The following is a 15,832-nucleotide window of genomic DNA, read 5'->3' on the forward strand; positions in this document are numbered from 1 at the left end:
ACCTGGAGGTCGCCCCCGTGCAGACCCGGACCGTGACCACGACCGAGCGTGTCCCGGCCATCCCCGCGCAATCCCGGGCCGCTCATCACCCCGAGGCCGCGGCGGACCCGCCGACACCTCCGCCCGCCCCGCAGGACCCGCCCGAGACCGTCATGGAGGAGCCGGAGCTCCCCGAGCCCCCGGAGCCGCGCAGCCGCCCGGAGACCGGCGGGCCGTCGTCCGACCTCTTCCGCCAGTACCTGCGCGAGATCGGCCGCATCCCGCTCCTCACCGCCGCCGACGAGGTGGAGCTGGCCCGCCGCGTCGAAGCCGGCCTCTTCGCGGAGGAGCGCCTGGCCGGCACCCCGGACCCCGACACCCGCCTGGCCGTCGATCTGGACCGGCTCGTCGTCATGGGGCGGATGGCCAAGCGCCGCCTCATCGAGGCCAATCTCCGCCTCGTCGTCTCCGTGGCCAAGCGCTACGTCGGCCGCGGCCTGACGATGCTGGACCTGGTCCAGGAGGGGAACCTCGGACTGATCCGGGCGGTCGAGAAGTTCGACTACGCCCGCGGCTACAAGTTCTCGACGTACGCGACCTGGTGGATCCGTCAGGCCATGTCCCGCGCCCTCGCCGACCAGGCGCGGACCATAAGGGTTCCGGTCCACGTCGTCGAACTGATCAACCGCGTCGTCCGGGTCCAGCGCCGGATGCTCCAGGAGCGCGGCTACGAGCCGACGCCCGAGGAGGTCGCCGCCCAGCTCGACCTGACGCCGGAACGGGTCGGCGAGGTCCTGCGCCTGGCCCAGGAACCCATCTCGCTGCACGCCCCGGTCGGCGAGGAGGACGACGTCTCGCTCGGCGACCTCATCGAGGACGGGGACGCCGCGTCCCCCGTGGAGTCCGCCGCGTTCCTGCTGCTGCGCGAACACCTGGAGGCGGTGCTCTCCACCCTGGGCGAGCGCGAGCGCAAAGTGGTCCAGCTGCGCTACGGGCTGGCCGACGGCCGGCCGCGCACGCTGGAGGAGATAGGGCGGATCTTCGGCGTGACCCGCGAGCGCATCCGCCAGATCGAGTCGAAGACCCTCAACAAGCTCAGGGACCACGCCTTCGCCGACCAGCTCCGCGGCTACCTGGACTGAACGGTCCAGGCAGCCGCGGGGGCAGTCGCTAGTCGACCTCGGCGACCGCCTGCGCGAACTGCGCCGCGTACAGCCGGGCGTACGCGCCGTGCGCCTTCAGCAGCCCGTCGTGCGTGCCCTGCTCGACGATCGACCCGTTCTCCATCACCAGGATGACGTCGGCGTCCCGGATGGTGGAGAGCCGGTGCGCGATCACGAAGCTCGTACGACCGTGGGCGAGGCCCGCCATCGCCTTCTGGATCAGCACCTCGGTACGGGTGTCGACGGAGCTCGTCGCCTCGTCGAGGACGAGTATCACCGGGTCGGACAGGAACGCCCGCGCGATGGTGATCAGCTGCTTCTCGCCCGCGCTGACGCCCGAGCCCTCGTCGTCGATGCGCGTGTCGTAGCCGTCGGGCAGGGTGCGGATGAAGCGGTCGGCGTGGGCCGCCCGCGCCGCCTCTTCGATCTGCTCCCGGGTGACGTCCCCCGAGGCACCGTAGGCGATGTTCTCCGCGATGGTCCCGCCGAACAGCCAGGTGTCCTGGAGGACCATGCCGATCCCCGAGCGCAGGTCGTCGCGCGCCATCTTCGCGATGTCGACCCCGTCCAGGGCGATCCGGCCCCCGGTCACCTCGTAGAACCGCATCAGCAGGTTGACCAGCGTCGTCTTGCCGGCGCCGGTCGGCCCGACGATCGCGACCGTGTGACCCGGCTCCACGCTCAGCGACAGGTCCTCGATGAGCGGCTTCTCCGGGTCGTAGCGGAACGACACGTTCTCCAGGGACACGCTGCCGCGCAGCTCCGCGGGGTACTCCGCCTCGGCCTTCGCCGGGTCGGCGTCCTGCTCCTCGGCGTCCAGCAGCTCGAAGATCCGCTCCGCCGAAGCCACCCCGGACTGCACCAGGTTCGCCATCGAGGCGACCTGGGTCAGCGGCATGGAGAACTGCCGCGAGTACTGGATGAAGGCCTGCACGTCACCGATCGACAGTGAGCCGGAGGCGACCCGCAGTCCACCCACGACAGCGATCAGTACGTAGTTCAGGTTCGACACGAACATCATCAGCGGCTGCATGATCCCGCTGTTGAACTGCGCCTTGAACCCGGCCTCGTACAGCGCGTCGTTCTGCTCGGCGAAGTCCCGCGCCGACTCGTCCTGCCGCCCGAAGACCTTCACCAGGGTGTGCCCGGTGTACATCTCCTCGATGTGGGCGTTGAGCTTGCCCGTCACCTTCCACTGCTGGACGAACTGCGGCTGGGAGCGCTTGCCGACCTTCGTCGCCACGACCACCGACAGCGGCACAGTCACCAGCGCGACCAGCGCCAGCAGCGGTGAGATCCAGAACATCATCACGAGCACGCCGACGATGGTCAGCAGTGAGTTGATCAGCTGCCCCATCGTCTGCTGCATCGTCTGCGAGATGTTGTCGATGTCGTTCGTCGCCCGGCTCAGTACCTCGCCGCGCTTCTGCTGGTCGAAGTACGACAGCGGCAGCCGCGACAGCTTCGTCTGGATGTCCTCGCGCATCTGGAAGACGACCCGGTTGATCACCCTGATCGACAGCCGTGTCGACACCAGCATGAGCAGCCCGGCTCCGACGTACACGGCCAGTGCCACGAGCAGCACCCGGCCGATCGCGTCGAAGTCCATGCCCTGCCCCGGGGTGAAGTCCACCTTGGAGAGCATGTCGGCCAGACCGCTGTTGCTCTTTCGCAGGCCCTCGACGGCCTGCTCCTTGGTCGTCCCCGCGTCCATTCCCCGGCCGACGACACCGGCGAACACCAGGTCGGTGGCCTTGCCGAGGATCTTCGGGCCGACCACCGAGAGCGCCACGCTGAACGCGACCGCGACCAGCATCACGTACAGGGTGGTCTTCTCCGCCGCGAAGCGCCTCAGCAGCCGCTTCGACGACTCCTTGAAGTCCATGGACCGCTCGGTCGGCGCCCCGCCCGCCATCATCCGTCCGCCAGGCCCGGCCATTACGCGGCCTCCGCTTCCGTCAGCTGGGAGAGAACGATCTCCCGGTATGTCTCATTGCCGTCCATCAGTTCGTGGTGGCTGCCGGAACCGACGACGCGGCCCTCGTCCAGCACCAGGATGCGGTCGGCGTCGCGGATGGTGGACACCCGCTGCGCGACGATCACCACCGTCGCCCCCTCGGTCTCCCGCAGCAGCGCCGCGCGCAGCGCCGCGTCCGTGGCGTAGTCGAGCGCAGAGAAGGAGTCGTCGAAGAGGTAGATCTCCGGCCGCTGCACCAGCGTCCGGGCGATCGAGAGCCGCTGCCGCTGCCCGCCGGAGACGTTGGTGCCGCCCTGGGCGATCGGCGCGTCGAGCCCGTGCTCCAGTGCCTCGACGAACTCCTTGGCCTGCGCGATCTCCAGCGCGTGCCACAGTTCCTCGTCGGTGGCGTCCGGGTTCCCGTACCGCAGGTTCGTCGCGACCGTCCCGGAGAACAGGTACGGCTTCTGCGGGACCAGGCTCACGGTCTTCGCCAGCAGGACCGGATCCAGCGTCCGTACGTCGGTCCCGTCGACCAGCACCTGGCCGTCCGTGACGTCGAACAGCCGGGGTACGAGACCGAGCAGCGTCGACTTCCCGCTGCCCGTCGACCCGATGATCGCGGTCGTCTCGCCGGCCCGCGCCACCAGGTCGACCGAGCGCAGCACCGGCTCCTCGGCACCGGGGTAGCGGAAGTTCGCACCGCGCACCTCCAGATGCCCCTGGGCGGTGAGTTCCCGCACCGGGTTCACCGGCGGCACGACGGAGGAATCGGTCTCCAGGACCTCCTGGATGCGTTCGGCGCAGACCTCGGCGCGCGGCACCATCATGAACATGAAGGTGGCCATCATCACCGACATGACGATCTGCATCAGGTAGGAGAGGAACGCGGTCAGCGCGCCGATCTCCATTCCGCCGCTGTCGATCCGGTGCGCACCGAACCAGACGACGGCGATCGACGACACGTTCACGACCGTCATCACGGTCGGGAACATCAGTGCCATCAACCGGCCCGTGGACAGCGCCACGTCCGTCAGCTCGGTGTTGGCGCCCCGGAAGCGTTCCTCCTCGTAGCCGTCCCGCACGAAGGCGCGGATGACCCGGTTGCCGGTGATCTGCTCGCGCAGCACCCGGTTCACCGTGTCGAGCCGCTCCTGCATCGTCCGGAAGAGAGGGCGCATCCTCCGCACGATCAGGCTCACCGCGATGCCCAGGACCGGCACCACCGCGAGCAGCACCGCGGACAGCGGCACGTCCTGGCCGAGCGCCATGATGATGCCGCCGACGCACATGATCGGCGCCGACACCATCAGCGTGAACGTCATCAGGGCCAGCATCTGGACCTGCTGCACGTCATTGGTCGTACGGGTGATGAGCGAGGGCGCACCGAACCGGCCGACCTCACGCGCGGAGAACGACTGCACCCGGTCGAAGACCGAGGCACGGATGTCGCGGCCGAGCGCGGACGCGGTGCGGGCACCGATGTAGACCGCCCCGATGTTGCAGACGACCTGGGCGATGCTGACGACGATCATGACGCCGCCGTACTGGACGATGTAGCCCGTGTCCCCCTTGACGACACCGTCGTCGATGATGTCCGCGTTCAGGGTGGGCAGATAGAGCGTGGCGCAGGTCTGCAGCAGCTGGAAGACGACCAGCAGCGCGATGGGTTTCTTGTACGGACCGAGATAGGCCCGCAGGAGTTTTATGAGCACGCGTGTCTCTCGGAGTCGGCGAGGTCGGGAGTCGACCCATTTTCGGGTACCACCCACCGGGACAGCGACCGTTTTTATTCAAGTCCAGGTCAAAAAACAGACCGAGTCCACAATTTCCCCGGTCCGGACTCCCACCGGGCCCTCACCGGCCCCCCGCCGGACCTCGCCGATGCCCGAACGCATCACCGAACGCGCTCGCCTCAACGCACGGCGTCGAACGCCCCCGGGTGGATCTGGTCCCGCGTCGCCACGTACTGCTGACGCACCGCCTGCCCGACCGGCAGTTCCTCGCCGGGCTCCAGCACCTGCGCCGCGGCACCCCGCCAGGCCGGGGGAGTGCGGCCGTCCAGCTTCCCCTGGGAGACACCCAGTGCCCAGGCCGCCTGCCGGGCCGCACCCAGCGCCGCGTACTGCGCCGGCTGCGGCACCACCACCTGCGTGCCCAGCAGAGCGGGCGCCAGCCCCTGCACGGCCGGCAACTCGGCGGCGGCGCCCAGCAGGAACACCCGGCGCACCTCCACCCCGCGCCCGCGCAGCACGTCCAGCGCGTCGGCCAGCGAGCACAGCATTCCCTCGAACGCCGCCCGCGCCAGATGCTCCGGCTTCATCGACTCACGCCGCAGCCCGCACAGCGTTCCGGCGGTGTGCGGCAGATCCGGGGTGCGCTCACCCTCCAGATACGGCAGGAGTACGAGCCCCGAGGCGCCCGGCGTCGACTTCAGCGCCAGCGCCGACAGCTCCTCCAGCCCGTCCAGTCCCAGCATCTCGGCGGTGCCGCGCAGCGCGCGTACCGCGTTCGACGTGTGGACCACCGGCAGGTGCATCCCGGTGGCGTCGGCGAAGGACGTGATCATCCCGGTCGGGTCGGCCAGCGCCTCGTGGTGCACGGCCATCACCGAACCCGACGCCCCCAGCGACACCACCGCGTCACCGACCGCGACCCCGAGCCCGAACGCCGCCGCCATCGTCTCGCCCGTACCCGCCGAGATCAGCAGCCCCTCGGGCGTCGTCCCCGCCGCGTCGGACGGACCGAGCACCTCCGGCAGCGCCGCCTGGCGCCCGAGCGCGAGCTCCACCAGATCCGGCCGGTACGACTCGCTCCCCGCCGACCAGTAACCCGTACCCGAGGCGGCCCCCCGGTCGGTGGTCCGCCGGGCGGGCCGGCCCAGCAGCTGCCACACCAGCCAGTCGTGCGGCTGGAGCACGGCGGCGACCCGCTGCGCCATGTCCGGCTCGGTCCGCGCCAGCCACCGCAGCTTCGACACGGGCTGCGCCGCCTGCGGCACCGAACCGACCGCCTCGGCCCAGGCCTGCCGCCCACCGAGCCCGTCGATGAGATCGGCCGCGGCCACCTGCGCCCGCCGGTCGTTGCCCAGCAGCGCGGGGCGTACGAGATTGCCCTGGTGGTCCAGCGGCACGAGCCCGTGCTGCTGCGCCGACACACCGATGGCCTGCACCCCTTCGAGCAGCCCGCCGGTGGCGGCCTCACCGAGTGAGAGCAGCCACGCCTGAGGATCGACCTCGGTGGCCTTCGCGTCGACGGGATGCGCGGCGTATCCCTGACGCAGTACGGCACCCGTGTCCGTATCGCAGACCACGATGTGCGTGAAGGCGGATGAACTGTCCAAGCCGGCGACTATGCCCATACATGGATTCTGCCGCACCCCCGGAGGTTTCCCGACCGGTGGTGCGGCAGACGTGACGACGGTGACTCAGGTGTTGGTCGTCCCCCAGTCGTCCTCGCCGTTCGCCCCGCGCCCGCGCAGCGACCGCACCCGGTCCGCCACGGACGCAGGCACCTTGTCGCCGACCTTGTCCTCGACCGCGTGGTACGCCTTCCCCGCGAACTCGCGGCCGCTGTGGGCCGCCGACTCACAGGTGTTGCGCACGGCCGGGTTCTGGGCGAACTGGCGTGCGGACTTCTTCAGCTGCTCGTATCGCTCGCGCCCGGCACGCGTGCCGAGTACGTATCCGAGGGCCATTCCGGCGATGAACGTGAGCCGGTACCGCATGGGTTGCCACCCTTCCTTCGCTCCGTGCGACGTGTGCTGCCCGCCTACCCGCAGACGCCCGAGATCACCCCGGGCGATACCGATTGGCAAAGCACCCCCCTGCTTGCGCTAATGTATGTGTCGCAGCGAACGCGCGCCGCCCGGCAGCAGCCAGGCAGGTACGTTCGAGGCAACGCAGCAATCCCCTGTAGCTCAATTGGCAGAGCAGCCGGCTGTTAACCGGCAGGTTACTGGTTCGAGTCCAGTCGGGGGAGCGCGATCCCCTGTAGCTCAATTGGCAGAGCATTCGGCTGTTAACCGGAGGGTTACTGGTTCGAGTCCAGTCGGGGGAGCGGAACGGAAGAGGACCCCACGGGGTCCTTTTTCGTGTGCCCGGGACCGGCCCGCGAGGGCCCGCCGCGGTGATGCCGGCGGGGCCGGTGTGACTCTTTCGCGTCAACTTCGCGCGAACCGGAACCGGGCAGCGAGCAGCGCGGTCTTCATGGTCATCAGTAGCCGGGCAACCGGAGCGAGCGATCGTATGACCGGCTATGCTGCGGCAGACGGGGCGCACACGTGTACGCGCCACGCCGAAAAGGGGCGGTAGCTCAGCCGGTTAGAGCAGCGGACTCATAATCCGTCGGCCGTGGGTTCGAGTCCCACCCGCCCCACCCAGCATCCCCAGGCAGAATCGTTCTGACCTGGGGAAACGCGTTTTCATCACTTCACCCGCCTGCGTGCGCCCGCCTCGTGGCCGCCGAACCGGCGGCTGATCGGGATTTCTCTGTCCGTAGGGGTGAGCAGGTCGGGCGGGCGGCCGTGGTTGCCCGACCCGCAACCGCAATGCGTGCCTGCGAACGCTGAGGTCTCGGACCCACGGGGCGGCCGGAGTCCTGTATCTACGGATGTCTCCCACGCGGGGTCCGCCGCCCGCCCATCCACGTCAGCCGCTGCGTCGGCGAGCGCGCAGGGTGGCCCAGTGGCGTAGCCGTTCGCTGATCTGGGCTTCGTAGCCGTTGTGCGTGGGCTGGTAGTACGTCTCGCGGTCCATGTCGTCGGGGAAGTAGTCGGCGCCGGAGAAGCCGTCGGTGGTGTCGGGGTCGTACTGGTAGTCCTTGCCGTAGCCGATGTCCTTCATCAGCCGGGTCGGGGCGTTGAGGATGTGGGCGGGCGGCATGTGCGAGCCGGTGCGGCGCGCGGCACGGTGTGCGGCATTGAAGCCGCGGTAGACGGCGATGGACTTGGGGGCCGTGGCGAGGTAGAGGACGGCCTGGGCGATCGCCAGCTCGCCCTCGGGGGAGCCGAGTCGTTCGTACACGTCCCAGGCGGCGAGGGCCTGCTGGATGGCGTGCGGGTCGGCGATACCGATGTCCTCGCTCGCGAAGCGGACCAGACGGCGGGCCACGAACAGGGGGTCCTCGCCGCCGTCGAGCATGCGGGCGAGCCAGTACAGGGCCGCGTCCGGGTCGGAGCCGCGCATCGACTTGTGGAGCGCGGAGATCAGGTTGTAGTGGCCGTCCTGCGCCTTGTCGTACAGCGGGGCACGCTGCTGGATGTGATGGGCGAGCGCGGCGGTGTCCAGCGGGGTGCCGGGGCCCGGGAGGGCCTGGAGCTGCTCGGCCATGTTGAGGAGGTAGCGGCCGTCGCCGTCGGCCATGGCGATCAGGGCGCGGCGGGCGTCATCGTGAAGGGGAAGGTCGTGGCCGGTGAGCTGTTCGGCGCGGTCGAGGAGAGTGGACAGGGCGGCTTCGTCCAGGCGTTTGAGGACGAGGACCTGGGTGCGGGACAGGAGGGCGCCGTTGAGTTCGAAGCTCGGGTTCTCCGTGGTGGCGCCGATCAGGGTGATCGTGCCGTCCTCGACGTAGGGCAGGAAGCTGTCCTGCTGGGCGCGGTTGAAGCGGTGGATCTCGTCTACGAACAGCAGGGTGCCCTGGCCGATGGTGCGCCGACTGCGCGCGGCGGCGAAGACCTTGCGCAGTTCGGCCACGCCGGAGAATGTGGCCGACACCGGTTCGAAGGCCAGGTTGCAGCCGTCCGCGAGGAGTCGGGCGATGGTCGTCTTCCCGACGCCGGGCGGGCCCCACAGGATGGCGGAGCCGAGGCGCTGCTGGGCGACCATGCGGCCCAGCGGGGCGTCCGGGGACAGGAGATGTTCCTGTCCGACGACGTCTTCCAACCGGGTGGGACGCAGGCGGTCCGCGAGCGGCCGGGTGGGCTCTTCATCGAAGAGCGGCAGGGTCGGTTCGGTCGGTTCCATCGGTCTCTCTGGTCTGGGGCGGAGGCGGAGACGTGTGTACGTGAGTCCCTGAACGGGCCCCTGTCGGTGGGCGGGAGGTCAGCCGCTCGCGGCGCTCATCGGGCAGCGGGGCGATCGCGCCGGGGCAGTCGCTCGACGGCCATGTGGTAGGAATCCTCGACCGCGTCGGTGACCAGCCGCTCGGTGATGCCTGGGCCCGGCCCGAGCGAGACCCAATGGCGTTTGTCGAGGTAGCGGCCCGGTGTGATCGAGGCATAGCCGTGAACGAGCGCGCGGGCGTGTTCGGTTTCGCACTTGACCGTGATGATCTGTTCGTCCGGGTCGTCGGTGATGATCAGGAACACCTTGCCCGCGACCTTGTACACGTCCAGGTGCTCGGTGAACGGGTAACCGTGGTCCGTCCCGGGCAGCGCGAGGGCTGCCTGTCTGGCGATGTCCTGGAGCCAATCACCGGCCGCGCTCACCGGGCTGCCCGTGTGCGGCTGCCGTAGGTGTGCGGGTCGACAGGTCGCTCGGCCCTGGGCAGGTGAGCGACCACGAGCCGGTAGGAGTCGGTGACGAGCTCCCCGACAAGCCTTTTGTCGACGCCGTCCCCGCCCTCCAGCGTGATCCAGTGCTTCTTGTTCATGTGGTAGCCGGGGGTGATGTGGCTGTACTGCTCCCTCAGGGCGTGGGCCTCACCAGGGTCCGCCTTGAGGATCACTACGGGGCGCCCCGGGACCTCGGTCATCAGCATGAACACTTTGCCGCGCACCTTGAAGACCTCCCAGTCGTCGCCGAAGGGATGCTCCAGCTGGGCTCCGGGCAGCTCTTGGGCGCAGTCGGCGGCGGTCATGTGCAGAGTCGTTCCGTTCATGCGGGTTGCCTTCCTCAGGGCGGTGGTCGCGGCGGCACATCCCATCCTCCCCTCGAAGCCGACAAAAAGGGCAGTAGGCTGCGGACACGTGATGGTCGACAAGAGACACCCCAGCCCGAGCGGACAGGTCGGGCCGGCCGCGGTTCCGCTGTACGGTTTCCAGCCCCCGGTCGGCACCCCCTACGGCCTTGAAGTGAGTACTGTCGAGGACTTCTTCAGCCAGCACGACGACTGGCCGTGGAGCCCGCCCCGTCCCGGCCGCGCCACCTTCCACTACCTCATCGCCGTTACCGAGGGTCAGCTGCGGCACGACGTCGACCACGTCACGCGGACCGTCGCCCCCGGCCAGTGGCTCTGGGTGCGTCCCGGACACACGCTGTGCTGGCACCCGCCCGGCCCGGCCCGCGGCCCGTTCATCCTGTTCGAACCGGATGTACTGCGGCCCGATATCGCCCGTCTGCTGACCCCGCTCACCGCGCATGCCGCCCCGGCCGTGCTGAGCCCGCACCCCGACGACTCCACCTGGCTCCAGCAGACGGCACTCCAGCTCCTGGACGAACACCGCGCGCTCGGACGCCGCCCCCTCGGCGTCCACCACGCCCTGCGGCGCAGCCTGCTCGAAGCGCTGCTGCTGCGCCTGGCCAACGCCTCCGGGGTCACCCCCGCCGACGCGAGTACCGGCACGAACCGTGGTGACACCTACCGACGGTTCGCGGACGCCCTTGAGCTGCACTTCCGCGAACTGCACCGGGCCTCGGACTACGCCGAGCTGCTCGGCTGCTCGGTCCGCACCCTCAGTCGCGCCGCCCGGGAAGCCACCGGCAAGGGAGTGCGTGAGCTCATCGACGAGCGGCGCCTGCTCGAAGCCAGGCGCCTGCTGGGAGGGGCCCGGTGGGACGCCCGCGCTGTGGCCGTCCATCTCGGTTTCACCGATGCCGCGAACTTCGGCCGGTTCTTCCGCGACCGCACCGGTCTTACCCCGGCCGCCTTCGCGGCTCGCGGCACCACGACCCACCCGTGACGGCGGTCGGGCTCCGCATGGTCAGGCGGCGGAACCGGTCGGCCGGTTCGCAGGACCGCCGGTGCTGGGATCAGACCCAGGTGGGGGCGTGCTCGTCGGTGTAGCGGGCGCCGAATCCGCCGTTCGGGAGGATCTCGCGGATCGCGGCGAGATCGGCCTCGGTGAGGGCGACGTCGGCGGCGTCGGCGTTCTCTTCCATGCGGGCGGCGCTTCGGGTGCCCGGGATCGGGACGATCTGGTCGCCCTGGGCGAGCAGCCAGGCCAGGGCGAGCTGGGAGACGGTGATGCCCTTGGCGGTGGCCAGCCGGCCGAGTCGGTCCACGGCGTCCACGTTCTTCTCGAAGTTGCCGGGCTGCCAGCGCGGGTCGGTGTTGCGCATGTCGGTGGCGTCGTATTGTCCCGCGGGCTTCGCGGTACCGGTGATGAAGCCGCGGCCGAGGGGCGAATAGGGGACGAAGCCGATGCCGAGTTCATGGAGCAGCGGGAAGAGCTGCTCGACTTCGCGCTCGAAGAGCGAGTACTCGGTCTGCAGGACCGAGACCGGCTGGACGGCGTGCGCCTTGCGGATCGTCTCCGGGCCCGCCTCGCTCAGGCCGAAGTGCTTCACCTTGCCCGCGTCGATCAGCTCCTTCACAGTCCCCGCGACCTCCTCGATCGGCACGTCCGGGTCGACCCGGTGCTGGTAGAAGACGTCGATCTGGTCGACGCCCAGGTAGCGCAGGCTGTTGTCGGCGACCTTGCGGATGTTGTCCGGGCGACTGTTGAGGCCGAACCCCTGGGACGGGTCGGACAGGTCGAAGCCGAACTTGGTGGCCAGGACCACCTCGTCGCGGAAGTCCTTGACCGCCTTGCCGACCAGGATCTCGTTGGAGCCGGTGCCATAGCCGTAGAGCTCGGCGGTGTCGAAGAAGGTGACGCCCAGGTCGTGGGCGCGGCGGATGGCGGCGATACCCGCGCCCTCGTCACCGGGGCCGTAGCCCATGGTCAGGCCCATCGAGCCGTAGCCGATCGCCGAGGCGGTCAGGCCCTGGGTGCCGAGGTTCCTGTGCTGCATGAGGGACTCCTGACGTTAAACCAAACAGTTCGGTTTGAAGCCTACGATGACCACTGCCCAGCGTCAAACCAAACGGTTTGGTCGGGGGGGGCGAGGAAGCATCAAGAGGCGGGCGGCACGCAGCCGCTGATCGTCTCCATGGCGGCGGCCACCTGCGCCGCGCTCACCCTCGGCGGTGGTGCCCGGCTTGCGGGTCTGCTTGAGCGGTGTTGAGGCGCGACCCGGATTACTCGGAGTTCGGCGGTCCGGGGCTCAGGCTGGGCGGGGGAACAGGTGCTCGACGGCGGTGACCAGGGCTGCGCGGCGTGCGCCGACGGAGGTGTCCGCGGCCAGCTCGGCCGCGGCGGCGCCGATCTCCGGCTGGCCTGCCCAGGTGGTGGCGATCTGGTTGATCAGCGCGAGCACGTCGACCGGATCCCAGGCGGGATCGATCAGGCCGGCGCGCTGCGCGTCGCGTAGCTGTTCCAACTTGCCGGTGATGGTGGTCCGCAGGGGGGCGACCGTGTCGCTGTCGGCTTCGCCGTCGGCGAGTTCGAGGCGCCCCCAGGCGATGAGCCGATAGTGATCCGGGTGGGCCGTGAAGTGGTCGAAGAGGATGCCTGCGTAGCCGGGCAGGTCCGCCGGGTCCATTCGAGTGGCTTCGATGAGCGCGGCCGTTTCGTGCCCGGCGATGTGGTGGTAGAGGGCCTCTTTGCTGCTGAAGTAGGCGTAGACGCGTTCCTTGCTGGTCCGCGCCTGCTTGGCGAGGCGGTCCACTCGGGCGCCGGCGATGCCGTACCGGGCGAACTCGTCCTTTGCCGCAGCGAGGATCCGCTGCCGGGTGTCGGCGGTGGAGGAGTTCGAGGTTTTACGGGAGACGGCGGAACGAGGCATACGGACACGATAGATGACCAAACCGTTCGGTTCGCCGGCCCTGCAGCCGGATCTCAGCGGTCAGGCCGGTGTCGTGCTGCGACGTACAGCCCGCCGGGCTCAGGTGCCGCCGCCTGGACCGAGGCGGCTTCTGCTCCACCGGCGAGCTGACCTTCGCCTTCGAACGGTGGATCAAGCCCCGCGGTTGTGACCGACGCTCCACCCTGCGTCGAAGGACTTCTCCCACCCCAGGAGGGCCCCGCTGATCTCCGCCTTGTCGACGCCCGAGTCAGTTCCTGTGCCGGTCTCTCCTGCGGATGCTGTGACCGGCCGTTGCAGGCCACAGCACGCCGCGGGTGGTTGGTCGTCGTCTCTCAGCTGCCCGGGTCTCTCAGGGCCCCGGGTTCTCGGTCGTCCAGGACGACGACGTGCTTGCCCGGCGTGGTGCCGGACTCGAGGTCGGCCTGGGCGTCACGGACCTGTTCCAGGCCGTGGTAGACCTTCGCGACCGGGACGTTGAGGCGTCCTTCGGCGATTGCCTGGAGCTGGTGGGCGAGGACGTCGGCCGGGAGGTCGGCGGCCTGACCGCCGTAGGAGGTCAGCCGTACCCCGCCCGGGATCATGAACGGGCTGAAGTCGGGGATCGTCCACTGGCCCGCCAGGGCTCCGGTGAAGCACACGGTGCCGTGGCGGCGGACGGTGCGGAGGGTGTCGGCAAGGACCGAGCAGCCCACCAGTTCCAGTGCCGCGTCGACGCCGTCCGGCATCAGCTCGCGTACCTGGCCGGCGAGGGTGCCGTTGTCGACGAGGGGATGGTCGACGCCCGCGGCCCGCAGTTCCCCGGCCCTGTCCGGGCTGCGGGTGGTGGACAGAACAGTCGCTCCGAGGTCCTTCGCGATCGTGGCCGCGCTCAGCCCGACCGTGGAGGTGCCGCCGCGGATGAGCAGCGTCTGCCCGGCCTTGAGGTCCAGGCCACGGGTCAGTGATCCGTAGGCGGTCTGGAACATCTCCGGCAGCGCGCCGACGACCTCCCACGGCAGACTGGTCTCGAACGGGATGACCTGCACCGCGGGGACGGTCATGTACTGGGCGTACGAACCGTCGAACGAGCGGCCCATGTTGCCCATCATGGTCGCCACCTGCCGACCCGGCCGCAGCCCGCTGTCCTCATCGGCCTCATCGACCACGCCGACGCCCTCGATGCCAGGGACGCGCGGGTAGGTGACATCCGCGTCCGACTCGCCTTTGCGAGTGGTGATTTCGGACTCGTTGACGCCGAATGCCTTCACTTTGATCCGCACCCAGCCGGGCTTGCGGACGGGCACCGGCACGTCCTTGATCTGAAGTGCGTCCAGGCCGCCCGGGCGGGTGACGACGACGGCCCGCATGGTCGTCGGTGCGGTGTCGCCGGCTGCTGCTGTCGGTTGGCTCATGCCGAGTTCCTCACTCTGATCACCCCCCTGGTGCGGTTCCGTATCGCCCGTTGGCCGTCAGGGGCGGTCGATGCCCTCCCACAGGTCGAGGACCTGCTGGTAGTGGGAGGTGCCCTCGAAGGGAGAGTTGCCGACGGTTTCCGAGGTGGGCTTGTCTGTGACGGCGGGCCACAGGCGGGAGTGCTCGCCGGTGGCGAAGTCGAGCACGATGTCGCGGATACGGGTGTCACGCCCCGCCTGGTCCGCGCTGCGGCCCGGCTGTTCCTGGCCGACCAGGGCGTACATCTCGGTGCCGTGCACGGCGGGCGCGCCTTCGGCGGGGCCGATCAGGAGGAGGTGGGCGTTGCCGCCGGCGGCGGCGTGGGCCAGGGCGCCGCGGGCGGCGGGGATCGCGAAGAGGTAGTCCGCCATGACGGCGGCGCGGACCTCGGCCGGGGTACGGCCGCCCTGGTCGTAGGCAGCGACGATCTTCTTGGCGCGGGAGCGGGAAATGCGCCACCCCGCGACCTCGTCGACGACGCGGTCGATGGTGCCCGGATCGAACCGGTCGAGGTCGTTCGCCACCCACCAGCCCATGTCGTCGCTGGCCATGCTCAGCAGCACGTCGACGTTCCGGTGCGCGCCCGAGGCGAGGACGTCCATGGGGTGGGCGTGCACCACCGCGCCGGGCTGCCCGATGTCCAGGACGACGCCGGTGGCCTTGTTGTCCACCCCGCCGCGGACTCCGAGGTCCGTCGGGGCGACCTTGCGCAGAGCGTCCCTCAGGGAGAGCGGGTCGAGGTCGAGCAGCTTCTCCGGGTTGTCCGCGACACCGAGCTCGGTGACGAACCGCTCCGCGAGCTCCTCGGCCCACCAGGCCGGGACGGAGCGAGCGGGCCCGCCGGAGAACCCGGCCAAGCGCCGGTACAGGCCGTCGGCCGAGGAGGCGCCGAGCAGTCCGAAGGAGGAGTAGGCGCCGCCGCTGTGACCGTAGACGGTGACATTGTCGGGGTCTCCGCCGAAGTGGGCGATGTTCCGCTGGATCCAGGTGAGCGCGGCGATGATGTCCTGGAGGAAGAGGTTGCTGGCCTCGGAGAGCTTCCCGCCGTACTGCGAGAGCGAGAGCGGGCCCAGGGCGCCGAGCCGGTAGTTGATCGACACGCCCACCACGCGCCCCGTCGCGGCGAGACCGGCGGCGTTCGAGGTGATCTGCGTGTTCGCGCCGTACTCGAATCCGCCGCCGTGGATGTACACGGTCACCGGGAGCGCCTTGCCGGCGGGCAGCGCCTTGCCGACGGGCTGCTCGGGGGCCCACACGTTCAGGTTCAGGCAGTCCTCGCCCATTCCGCTGTCCGCTTCGAGCCAGTCGCCGCTGTCGGGCTGGACGGAGACGACGCCCTTGCGGTCGTAGGGGAGGTCCGGATGGAAGTCCGCGACTACCGGGCGGCGATACCGTTCGGCGGTGGCGTACGGGATTCCCCACCAGGACCGCACCCCTGGTGTGGTGGGGGCCTTGGGAGGGGTGACGGTCATGACGTGTCCTTCCGGCGCGGTTCGAGTGGTTCGCGCGGTGTA

At 69.8% G+C, this 15,832-nt stretch carries 13 protein-coding genes and 3 tRNA genes; 5 read left to right on the forward strand and 11 right to left on the reverse strand.

Annotated elements, in window-relative coordinates; all coding sequences use genetic code 11:
- The first annotated feature begins 17 nt into the window (after positions 1-17).
- Positions 18-1,121, forward strand: coding sequence for an RNA polymerase sigma factor (locus ACFYPA_RS11995; protein ID WP_389131355.1), 1,104 nt, complete (start codon positions 18-20; stop codon positions 1,119-1,121).
- Between the two features lie 28 nt (positions 1,122-1,149).
- Here the strand turns inward: ACFYPA_RS11995 and ACFYPA_RS12000 are convergent, their stop codons facing one another.
- The 4 genes from ACFYPA_RS12000 to ACFYPA_RS12015 form a co-directional block, all read right to left on the reverse strand.
- Positions 1,150-3,081, reverse strand: coding sequence for an ABC transporter ATP-binding protein (locus ACFYPA_RS12000; RefSeq protein ID WP_359081633.1), 1,932 nt, complete (start codon positions 3,079-3,081; stop codon positions 1,150-1,152).
- A complete protein-coding gene (locus ACFYPA_RS12005) occupies positions 3,081-4,814 on the reverse strand; it encodes an ABC transporter ATP-binding protein (protein WP_359081631.1) in 1,734 nt (577 codons plus the stop codon). Before ACFYPA_RS12005 ends, ACFYPA_RS12000 begins: the two co-directional genes overlap by 1 nt.
- Positions 4,815-5,014: 200 nt before the next feature.
- Positions 5,015-6,460 carry an FGGY family carbohydrate kinase gene (locus tag ACFYPA_RS12010; protein ID WP_359081629.1) on the reverse strand — a complete coding sequence of 482 codons (1,446 nt, stop codon included), beginning with the start codon at positions 6,458-6,460 and terminating at the stop codon, positions 5,015-5,017.
- Positions 6,461-6,526: 66 nt separating this feature from the next.
- Complete coding sequence (locus ACFYPA_RS12015; protein WP_359081628.1) at positions 6,527-6,826, reverse strand: YtxH domain-containing protein; 300 nt, start codon at positions 6,824-6,826, stop codon at positions 6,527-6,529.
- A 181-nt stretch (positions 6,827-7,007) separates the two neighbouring features.
- Between ACFYPA_RS12015 and ACFYPA_RS12020 the strand changes: the two genes are divergently transcribed.
- The 3 genes from ACFYPA_RS12020 to ACFYPA_RS12030 all read left to right on the forward strand — a co-directional run bounded on the left by ACFYPA_RS12020 (position 7,008) and on the right by ACFYPA_RS12030 (position 7,476).
- Positions 7,008-7,080: transfer RNA gene (locus ACFYPA_RS12020), tRNA-Asn, on the forward strand.
- A gap of 5 nt (positions 7,081-7,085) precedes the next feature.
- Positions 7,086-7,158: transfer RNA gene (locus ACFYPA_RS12025), tRNA-Asn, on the forward strand.
- 244 nt (positions 7,159-7,402) lie between these two features.
- A tRNA-Ile gene (locus ACFYPA_RS12030) sits at positions 7,403-7,476 on the forward strand.
- Positions 7,477-7,748: 272 nt separating this feature from the next.
- Here ACFYPA_RS12030 and ACFYPA_RS12035 read toward each other — a convergent pair.
- From ACFYPA_RS12035 to ACFYPA_RS12045, 3 genes are all read right to left on the reverse strand, one after another.
- Entirely contained in the window at positions 7,749-9,062 is a 1,314-nt protein-coding gene (locus tag ACFYPA_RS12035; protein WP_359081627.1) for a replication-associated recombination protein A, read from the reverse strand.
- 95 nt (positions 9,063-9,157) lie between these two features.
- Positions 9,158-9,526, reverse strand: coding sequence for an MmcQ/YjbR family DNA-binding protein (locus ACFYPA_RS12040; RefSeq protein WP_359317620.1), 369 nt, complete (start codon positions 9,524-9,526; stop codon positions 9,158-9,160).
- Positions 9,523-9,918: an MmcQ/YjbR family DNA-binding protein gene (locus tag ACFYPA_RS12045; RefSeq protein ID WP_356350225.1), complete on the reverse strand. Its 396-nt coding sequence runs from the start codon at positions 9,916-9,918 to the stop codon at positions 9,523-9,525. Before ACFYPA_RS12045 ends, ACFYPA_RS12040 begins: the two co-directional genes overlap by 4 nt.
- A gap of 193 nt (positions 9,919-10,111) precedes the next feature.
- Between ACFYPA_RS12045 and ACFYPA_RS12050 the strand changes: the two genes are divergently transcribed.
- Positions 10,112-10,939: an AraC family transcriptional regulator gene (locus tag ACFYPA_RS12050; RefSeq protein WP_359317616.1), complete on the forward strand. Its 828-nt coding sequence runs from the start codon at positions 10,112-10,114 to the stop codon at positions 10,937-10,939.
- 70 nt (positions 10,940-11,009) lie between these two features.
- Here ACFYPA_RS12050 and ACFYPA_RS12055 read toward each other — a convergent pair whose 3' ends face one another.
- From ACFYPA_RS12055 to ACFYPA_RS12070, 4 genes are all read right to left on the reverse strand, one after another.
- The gene (locus ACFYPA_RS12055; RefSeq protein ID WP_359081620.1) at positions 11,010-11,993 is read right to left on the reverse strand and encodes an aldo/keto reductase; all 984 of its coding nucleotides are present in this window, start codon (positions 11,991-11,993) and stop codon (positions 11,010-11,012) included.
- 252 nt (positions 11,994-12,245) lie between these two features.
- On the reverse strand, positions 12,246-12,866 hold the full coding sequence (locus ACFYPA_RS12060) for a TetR family transcriptional regulator (RefSeq protein ID WP_359081619.1): 621 nt from the start codon (positions 12,864-12,866) through the stop codon (positions 12,246-12,248).
- A 353-nt stretch (positions 12,867-13,219) separates the two neighbouring features.
- Positions 13,220-14,278 (reverse strand): alcohol dehydrogenase catalytic domain-containing protein, encoded by a 1,059-nt coding sequence (locus ACFYPA_RS12065; protein WP_359081617.1) that lies wholly within the window; start codon positions 14,276-14,278, stop codon positions 13,220-13,222.
- A gap of 57 nt (positions 14,279-14,335) precedes the next feature.
- A complete protein-coding gene (locus tag ACFYPA_RS12070) occupies positions 14,336-15,790 on the reverse strand; it encodes a carboxylesterase family protein (protein WP_359317613.1) in 1,455 nt (484 codons plus the stop codon).
- Positions 15,791-15,832 lie beyond the last annotated feature (42 nt).

Source organism: Streptomyces sp. NPDC005775 (genome assembly GCF_042871565.1).
Taxonomy (GTDB): domain Bacteria; phylum Actinomycetota; class Actinomycetes; order Streptomycetales; family Streptomycetaceae; genus Streptomyces.

What these genes read in the sequence shown, in the direction of transcription:
- ACFYPA_RS12000 (WP_359081633.1), bottom strand. Translation starts at nt 3,081, where the DNA reads ATGGCCGGGCCTGGCGGACGGATGATGGCGGGCGGGGCGCCGACCGAG.
- ACFYPA_RS12010 (WP_359081629.1), bottom strand. Translation starts at nt 6,460, where the DNA reads ATGGGCATAGTCGCCGGCTTGGACAGTTCATCCGCCTTCACGCACATC.
- ACFYPA_RS12015 (WP_359081628.1), bottom strand. Translation starts at nt 6,826, where the DNA reads ATGCGGTACCGGCTCACGTTCATCGCCGGAATGGCCCTCGGATACGTA.
- ACFYPA_RS12035 (WP_359081627.1), bottom strand. Translation starts at nt 9,062, where the DNA reads ATGGAACCGACCGAACCGACCCTGCCGCTCTTCGATGAAGAGCCCACC.
- ACFYPA_RS12045 (WP_356350225.1), bottom strand. Translation starts at nt 9,918, where the DNA reads ATGAACGGAACGACTCTGCACATGACCGCCGCCGACTGCGCCCAAGAG.
- ACFYPA_RS12055 (WP_359081620.1), bottom strand. Translation starts at nt 11,993, where the DNA reads ATGCAGCACAGGAACCTCGGCACCCAGGGCCTGACCGCCTCGGCGATC.
- ACFYPA_RS12060 (WP_359081619.1), bottom strand. Translation starts at nt 12,866, where the DNA reads ATGCCTCGTTCCGCCGTCTCCCGTAAAACCTCGAACTCCTCCACCGCC.
- ACFYPA_RS12065 (WP_359081617.1), bottom strand. Translation starts at nt 14,278, where the DNA reads ATGAGCCAACCGACAGCAGCAGCCGGCGACACCGCACCGACGACCATG.
- ACFYPA_RS12070 (WP_359317613.1), bottom strand. Translation starts at nt 15,790, where the DNA reads ATGACCGTCACCCCTCCCAAGGCCCCCACCACACCAGGGGTGCGGTCC.